Source organism: Methylobacterium sp. WL8, from assembly GCF_008040045.1.
GTDB classification, from domain to species: Bacteria; Pseudomonadota; Alphaproteobacteria; order Rhizobiales; family Beijerinckiaceae; genus Methylobacterium; species Methylobacterium cerastii.
This window is the reverse complement of record NZ_VRVF01000069.1, coordinates 20426-27179: the sequence shown is the minus strand read 5'-3', so window position 1 is coordinate 27179 and position 6754 is coordinate 20426. Positions and strand designations below refer to the sequence as shown.

6 protein-coding genes and 1 pseudogene are annotated in these 6754 nt (G+C 73.4%); 3 read left to right on the top strand and 4 right to left on the bottom strand.

The features are described 5' to 3' along the window. Positions 1–456: 456 nt before the first annotated feature. A pseudogene (gene tilS / locus FV234_RS27080) lies at positions 457–1188 on the bottom strand (tRNA lysidine(34) synthetase TilS); the annotation flags it as partial. A gap of 29 nt (positions 1189–1217) precedes the next feature. Continuing rightward, positions 1218–2201, bottom strand: coding sequence for a tol-pal system protein YbgF (gene ybgF, locus FV234_RS20410; protein WP_147764286.1), 984 nt, complete (start codon positions 2199–2201; stop codon positions 1218–1220). Between the two features lie 279 nt (positions 2202–2480). Between ybgF and FV234_RS20405 the strand changes: the two genes are divergently transcribed. Further along, positions 2481–2894 carry an SRPBCC domain-containing protein gene (locus tag FV234_RS20405; protein WP_147764287.1) on the top strand — a complete coding sequence of 138 codons (414 nt, stop codon included), beginning with the start codon at positions 2481–2483 and terminating at the stop codon, positions 2892–2894. A gap of 139 nt (positions 2895–3033) precedes the next feature. On the opposite strand, the gene pal is transcribed toward FV234_RS20405, so the two are convergent. Next, positions 3034–3564: a peptidoglycan-associated lipoprotein Pal gene (pal, locus tag FV234_RS20400; RefSeq protein ID WP_147764288.1), complete on the bottom strand. Its 531-nt coding sequence runs from the start codon at positions 3562–3564 to the stop codon at positions 3034–3036. Positions 3565–3979: 415 nt separating this feature from the next. Between pal and FV234_RS20395 the strand changes: the two genes are divergently transcribed. Continuing rightward, entirely contained in the window at positions 3980–4375 is a 396-nt protein-coding gene (locus tag FV234_RS20395; RefSeq protein WP_147753513.1) for a response regulator, read from the top strand. A gap of 53 nt (positions 4376–4428) precedes the next feature. On the opposite strand, the gene FV234_RS20390 is transcribed toward FV234_RS20395, so the two are convergent. After that, positions 4429–5451, bottom strand: coding sequence for a WcbI family polysaccharide biosynthesis putative acetyltransferase (locus FV234_RS20390; RefSeq protein WP_147831292.1), 1023 nt, complete (start codon positions 5449–5451; stop codon positions 4429–4431). Between the two features lie 89 nt (positions 5452–5540). Here FV234_RS20390 and FV234_RS20385 point away from each other — a divergent pair, with 89 nt between their 5' ends. Then, a complete protein-coding gene (locus FV234_RS20385) occupies positions 5541–6608 on the top strand; it encodes a GSCFA domain-containing protein (protein WP_147753515.1) in 1068 nt (355 codons plus the stop codon). Positions 6609–6754 lie beyond the last annotated feature (146 nt).

The following is a 6754-nucleotide window of genomic DNA, read 5'->3' as shown; positions in this document are numbered from 1 at the left end:
TGGCGCCGGCCGGATCGTCACGCGGCCGGCCGCGTCGGCGGCGACCACGAGGCCGCGCAGGGTGCGCCGCACCGGGCGCCCCGCCCGCAGCGCCGGGAGCAGGTCGCCGAGCACCAGCCGCTCCAACCGCTCCAGCCGCCGCGGCAGCGCGCCGCCGGCCCGGTCGAGGGCGAGGTCGACGACGCGGAGCGCGACGGCCTCGGGGAGGTCGGCGAGGGTGGGGCCGTCGAGATGGAGCGGCCCGATCGCCGCAGCACCCCCTCCCCTCTCTGCGGGGGAGGTGATCGCAGCTGGTTCGATACCCCTCACCACCTCATCCTGGGGTGCGGCGTCAGCCGCCTCGAAGGAGGGCTCCAGGGGTCGCAGCGGCCTCTCGATGGCTCCTTCGAGGCCTCCGCTCCGCTCCGGCACCTCAGGATGAGGGAGTGGATCGGACGCCCCTCCTCTGCCATCGCCCCGCCCTTTCACGGAAGGCGCGGCGAAGACGGCTTGCCGGAAGGCGGAGTCCGCCATCGCGGCCAGCGCCGCGTCGTCGCGGGCGGCGCGCTCGGCCACCTTTGCGAATCGTTCGCTCGTGAACCCTTCGGCGGCGAGCAGCGGCAGCAACCGGCGAAGGCGCACCCGGCCGTAGCGGTCGTCGGCGTTCGAGGGGTCGCGGACGAAGCCGACGCCCTCCGCTTCGCACCAGGCGACGAGATCGACCTTGGGGATGTCGAGGAAGGGGCGGGCCAGCACGAGCCCCGGCGCCAGCGGGCGCTCCCGCCGCATCCCGGCAAGGCCCGCGGGGCCGCTTCCGGCGATCAGGCGCATGAGCACCGTCTCGACCTGGTCGTCGCGGGTGTGGCCGGTCAGCAGGTAGCCGGCGCCGACCGAGGCGGCGTGCGCGGCGAGCAGGCGGTAGCGGGCGGCGCGCGCCGTCGCCTGGATGGCGGTGCCGGGGTGGGCGCCGTCCCAACGCAGGATCGCGTGCGGGAGCCCGAGCACGGCGGCGGCGGCGGCGACGGCGCGGGCCTCCTCAGCGGATTCGGGGCGCAGGCCGTGATCGACGGTGGCGACGAAGAGCCCGTCGCGCCGGCCCGCGGCGGCCCGCATCAGGGCGGTGGAATCGGGGCCGCCGGAGACGGCGAGCAGCAGGATTGCGTCGCTGGCCAGCCAAGGTGCGAGGGCGGTGTCGAGGGCGCGACGAATCCGGGGGTCGGGATCGTCGCGCGGGCCGCTCACGCCGCGCAGCGTGCGCGCTTCTGCTCGCGCGCCACGCTCTGGCGCACGGTCGAGCCCGCGGCGGGGAACTTGCGGTCGAGCTCGGCCAGCGTCGCGCAGGCCTGCTCTCGGGCGCCCAGGGCGTTCAGCGAGACGCCGAGCTTGAGCATCGCCTCCGGCGCCTGGGGCGAGCGGGCGTAGTCGGTCGAGACCTTCAGGAACTGCTCGGCCGCCTCGCGGTTGCGGTTGCGCTGCAGGTAGCTCTCGCCGAGCCAGTAGGTCGCCGCCGGCACGTGGCCGTCGCGCGGGTGCGACTGGATGAACTGGCGGAAGGACATCTCCGCCTGCTCGTAGCGCTTCTCGCGGATGTGCCCGACGGCCGCCTCGTAGTCGCTGGTCGCGTCGCCCGAGCCGGTGGCCGCGACGCTCGCCGGCGCGCGCGCCGGGTTCGGCAGCGCGCCGGTGGTGCCGACGCGGGCGGGCGGCGACAGGTCGACGGGCTCGTCGTAGCCGGGAGCGCCCCGCGTCTCGGCATCCTCGCCGTCGTCGATCGCCGGCTCCGGCAGGCGCCGGGTCTGCGCCATCGGCGCGGCCGGGGCGGGCGCGGCGACCGGAGCGGAGGGCTGGGCGGCGCCGAGCTGCATCGGCGCGCCGGGGCGGCCCGGGTTCTGCTCGGGGTCGAAGGCGTCGCCGCGCTTCTGCGGGCGGGGGGCGCCCGGGTTGCCGCCGTTGACGGCGCCGGCCGGCTCCCGGCTCGGCGCGGGCGCGGACTTGCCGCCGCCCTTCTCGTTCAGGCGGAACTCGACGTCCTCCTGGAACTTCCGAAGCTGCTCCTTGAGCTGCCGGTTCTCGTATTGCAGCGTCTCGATCTGCCCGGCCATCAGCCGGGACTGGTTCTCGATCCGGTTGAGGCGCACGACGAATTCGGAGGCGTCCTGCGCCGCGGCCGGGGCGGCGAGGCTGAAGGCGGCACAGGAGGCGAGAAGCAGGCGGCGGAGCATGGTGGCACCGGTCGTGACAGGGAGCGCGCAAGGTCGGCGCGAGGCCGGTAGCAGATGCCGCCCAGCGCGGCAAAGTTAAGGCGATGTCGGCTTCGGGCTCATCGAGCCGCGCGGTGAGATGCGGGCCTCCAGGATCGGCCGCACGCGGCGGCGCACCGGAGATTCGCGCCGTTCCGCGGCGCGTCGCCCTGGGCGCGGCCGCCCCGGAGGTTGCCGCCGCGACCGGCCCGGTGTGAGGTGCGGCCCGCGGAATCGCGAACGGCCGGATGCGGAGTTCACATGCCCCAGGAACGGATCATCGTAGAAGCGACGGCCTCCGCACCGGTCGGCGTCGTCTGGGACGCCTACACGACGCCGGACCAGATCACGCAGTGGAATTTCGCGTCCGACGACTGGCATTGTCCGACGGCGACCGTCGACCTTCGGGAAGGCGGCACGTTCACCTCGCGCATGGAGGCAAAGGACGGCAGCATGGGCTTCGATTTCGCGGGCACCTACACCAGGATCGTCCCGAACGAACGGATCGAATACGCGTTCGGCGACCGTCATGCGGTGGTCGCGTTCACCGCGTTGGGCGAGCGGACCGGCGTGAAGGTCGCGTTCGATCCCGAGACCCGTTTTCCCATCGAGCAGCAGCGCAGCGGCTGGGCCGCCATCCTCGGCAACCTCTGCCGACACGTCGCGAGAGGTTGACCTGCGCCGGACGGGTCGGCTGGACGCGTCGTGGCGGGTGCCGCCCCCACCGCTCACCCCGGGGCGGCCGCCTGAGGGGGCCGCGGGGTGGCGAAGGCGGGATGCGGGGTCGTCCGGTGACGAAGGTCGCGCCTGCCGGTCAGCTTCCGGCGCCGCGGTCGAGCACCGTCACGGCGCGGCGGTTCTGCGACCAGCACGAGATGTCGTTGCAGACCGCGACCGGGCGCTCCTTGCCGTAGGAGACGGTGCGCATCCGGCCGGCACCGATGCCGCGGGAGGCGAGGTAGTCGTTCACGGCCTGCGCGCGGCGGGCGCCGAGCGAGAAGTTGTACTCGCGGGTGCCGCGCTCGTCGGCATGGCCCTCGATGAGGAAGCTGTAGCGCGGGTAGCGCTGCAGCCAGGCCGCCTGCTTGTCGAGGGTGCCGGTGGCGGTGGGCGTCAGGTCGGTCGAGTCGGACTCGAAGAACACCCGGTCGCCGATGTTCACGACGAAGTCCTGCGCGCTGCCCGGCGTCGAGGCGCCGCCGCCGAAGGCCGAGGCGTCGGCGAGGTCCTTGTCGCTGCTGCAGGCCGAGACCGCGAGGCCGGCGCAGAGGGCGAGGCCCAGGGAGAGGGTGCGCAGGGAAAGGGTGCGCAGGGAGGCGGCGCGGAAGCGCGCGGATCGGGGCATGTCTGTCACTCCACGAGCGGACTTGAGGTGCGCCGGCCCGGCGCGGGTCGCGGCGAGTTGGGCGCGTTGAGGTCCGCGCGTTCAAACGAGATTGGGCTTTAGGCCGATCGGGTTAAGCGAAGGTTCCATCAAGCTTGACGCGAGGTTTCCAACACGGCCCATCCGCCGCCGATGTGTCGTTGCGCACGCCGGACCGAGCCTGTCGCCCGGCGCGTCGCCGGCCCCGTCAGGCGCTCCCAATGCGGCGGTCGCGCGGCCCGGTCGGCACGGCGCGCCGAATTCGGGCGCGGCGTTGCGGCGGCGCAACATCGTCGCTCGCCGAGACGGGCCGAGCAGGCCTCGAGCCCGGGCGCCTTCACCGAGCGTTAACCGCCTTGGCCCCCAAGCTCGCGCACCGACCGCCGGATCGACCGCGATGCCTTCCGCCCAGAACGTGCTCATTGTCGAGGACAGCTACCTGCTCCTCGAGATCATCGCCTCGCTCTGCGCGACCCAGGGCATCGGCGTGGTCGAGGCGTCGAGCGGCGAGGCCGCGCTGACGATCCTGCGCGAGCGCGGCCGCGCGATCGACTGTCTGTTCACCGACATTCGCCTGCCCGGCCTGATCGACGGCTGGAGCGTGGCCGAGGCCTTCCGCGCGCTGCATCCCGACCGGCCGGTGGTCTACACCTCGACGGCCCCCGCCCTGCCCCCGCGGGCCGTCGGCGGCAGCCTGTACCTGCGCAAGCCGTTCCAGATCCGCGACGTCGAGCAGGTGGTGCGGATGATGGCGCGGGGCCGCCTCGACGCGCCGGTCCGCGCGGCGGTGTGACCGCAGGGCGTTCGCACGGACGAACCAGGCGCCTCGCCCCGGGCGCCGCCGGCTCACGCCGCGCGGAACATCGCCACGATCTCCGGCGCGGCGATCCATTCCTCGACCCGGGCGCAGGCGAGGTCGCCGGGCTCGGCCGCGTCGTAGAGCGCGAAGCTCGCCGCGAGGAAGCCGGGCAGGTCGTAGAGGTCCGGGAAGGCGTCGCCGCGGGGCTTGGTCTTGAACAGGTACGAGCCGGTCAACCCGTAGACCTCGGCGATCGGCGGGTAGACCGGCCAGACCACGTCGCGGGCGAGCTCGTCGCCGAGGTAGTCCTCGATCTCCACCGGCTCCGGCGTGAAGCCGCTCTCGACGAGCAGGCGCCGGGCGATGTCGGCGATCACGAAGACCTTCGGGTGGTTGATCACGTGCATGAACGCGCCGCGCCGGCCCCAGCGGCTCATCTCGCGCTCCAGCCCGAAGCCGACCATGGCCCCGCCGCCGACCAGCTCGCGCACCGCCGGCTCCCACTGGTCGAGGTAGCCGAGCCGGCGGAAGACGTCTTCGCGGAACAACCGCTCCGTCTGGGCCGCGGTGAGGCCGAGGCGGTGGGCGCACAGGGCGATGGCCGAGTGGTACTGCCCCAGCGGCGAGCGCGCGAGCTTCAGCGCCGCCAGGTCCTCGACCCGGCCGGCGTAGACCATGTCCGGGTGGAAGGCCGAGAACACGATCGTCGGGAACATCCGGGTGCGCGGGTCGCGGCGGCGGAGCACCGTGATGTCGCCCCCCGGGAGCAGACCGGCCGGAAACAGCTGCGAGAACACGTGGTCGCTGGAGGCGAGCGTCGAGACCAGGCCGTCGATGTGGCCGTGGTCGCGCCCGAGCGTTCCCATCGGCAGGAAGCGGACGGGGCTGTCGGGCGCCAGGAGCCGCATCGCCTGGGCCACCCCGCGGGCCTGGCAGTTGCCGAGCACCGCGATCCGTGGTCCGCGGCGGCCCGCGTCGGCGGCGGGCTTGGCGCGCCACGGTGTCGCCCAGGATGGCGGCGACAACGAGAACGCGCCGCGGGCGCGCCTGGGCAGATCGGACAGGGCCACGTTCGCGCCGGGTGCATCGGGTGGGGCTAAGAATCTCGGGACGCATCGCCGAGGCGGACGCGCCGGAGGTCGGAGGAAGGGTCCAAAAGATGACGGCCAACCCCTATAGCGGTCTACCGGCCGAGCGTTTCTGGCGCAAGGTCGTGACCAACGTCGCCCCGTTCGCGGTCGATCCGCGGCCGCGCGCCCCCTTCTCCATCGGCCAGGGCGACAAGGTCGCCACCGGCGGATCGTGCTTCGCCCAGCGCGTCGCCGAGGCTCTTCGAGCGGAGGGCTTCAACTACTACGTGACGGAGCCCGCCCCCGAGGGCACCGCCCGCGCGGAGGCCGACGCGCGCCAGTTCGGCACCTTCTCGGCCCGCTACGGCAACCTCTACTACACGCGCCAGTTCGTGCAGCTGTTCGACCGCGCCTACGGCCGGTTCGAGCCCGAATTGAAGGCGTGGCTGCGCGAGGACGGCCGCTACGTCGACCCGTTCCGCCCCACCGTCGAGCCCGCGGGCTTCCCCGACGAGGCCGCGGTGGTGGCCGCCCGCGACGCGCATCTGGCCGAGGTGCGCCGCCTGTTCGAGACGCTGGACGTGTTCGTGCTGACGCTGGGCCTCACCGAGGGCTGGCGCTGGCGCGCCGACGGGGCCGCCCTGCCGCTGGCCCCGGGCGTCGCCGGCGGCACCTACGATCCGGCGCTCTACGAATGCGTCAACGCCGGCGCGGCCGAGGTGCTCGCCGACCTGCAGGGCTTCCTCGAACGGCTCTGGAGCGTGAACGCTTCGGCCCGCATCATCCTCACGGTCTCGCCGGTGCCGATGATCGCCACCTTCATGGACCGGCACGTGATGGAATCGAACAGCTACTCGAAGTCGGTGCTGCGGGTGGCGGCGGGCGAGGCCTGCGCCTCCGGCGACCCGCGGGCGGTGTACTTCCCCGCCTACGACATCGTCACCAGCAACGTGAACGCGGGGCGCTACTACAACGACGACCTGCGCACCATCAACGACGCGGGCGTGCGCCACGTGATGCGCTCGTTCCTCGCCACCTTCGCGGCCGACCGCACCACCCCGGCCCCGGTGCAGGCCGCCCACGACTTCGCCGCGGAATACGAGGGCACGGCGGGCGTGATCTGCGACGAGGAGCAGATCGAACGCAGCGTGGCGTGAGGCGAAATCAGGACACGCCGACCGGCCCCCTCTCCCGAATGGGAGAGGGTTGGGGTGAGGGGGGCGACATGTCCGGAAAGACCTCGCCCCTCACCCTGTCCCTCTCCCGAACGGGAGAGGGGACCCGCGCTCCATCCGTCCGGGGC

Excerpts from the sequence above, each read along its gene's own strand:
- pal (WP_147764288.1), bottom strand. The coding sequence starts at position 3,564 with ATGCCCCGATCCGCGCGCTTCCGCGCCGCCTCCCTGCGCACCCTTTCC.
- ybgF (WP_147764286.1), bottom strand. The coding sequence starts at position 2,201 with ATGCTCCGCCGCCTGCTTCTCGCCTCCTGTGCCGCCTTCAGCCTCGCC.
- FV234_RS20385 (WP_147753515.1), top strand. The coding sequence starts at position 5,541 with ATGACGGCCAACCCCTATAGCGGTCTACCGGCCGAGCGTTTCTGGCGC.
- FV234_RS20395 (WP_147753513.1), top strand. The coding sequence starts at position 3,980 with ATGCCTTCCGCCCAGAACGTGCTCATTGTCGAGGACAGCTACCTGCTC.
- FV234_RS20405 (WP_147764287.1), top strand. The coding sequence starts at position 2,481 with ATGCCCCAGGAACGGATCATCGTAGAAGCGACGGCCTCCGCACCGGTC.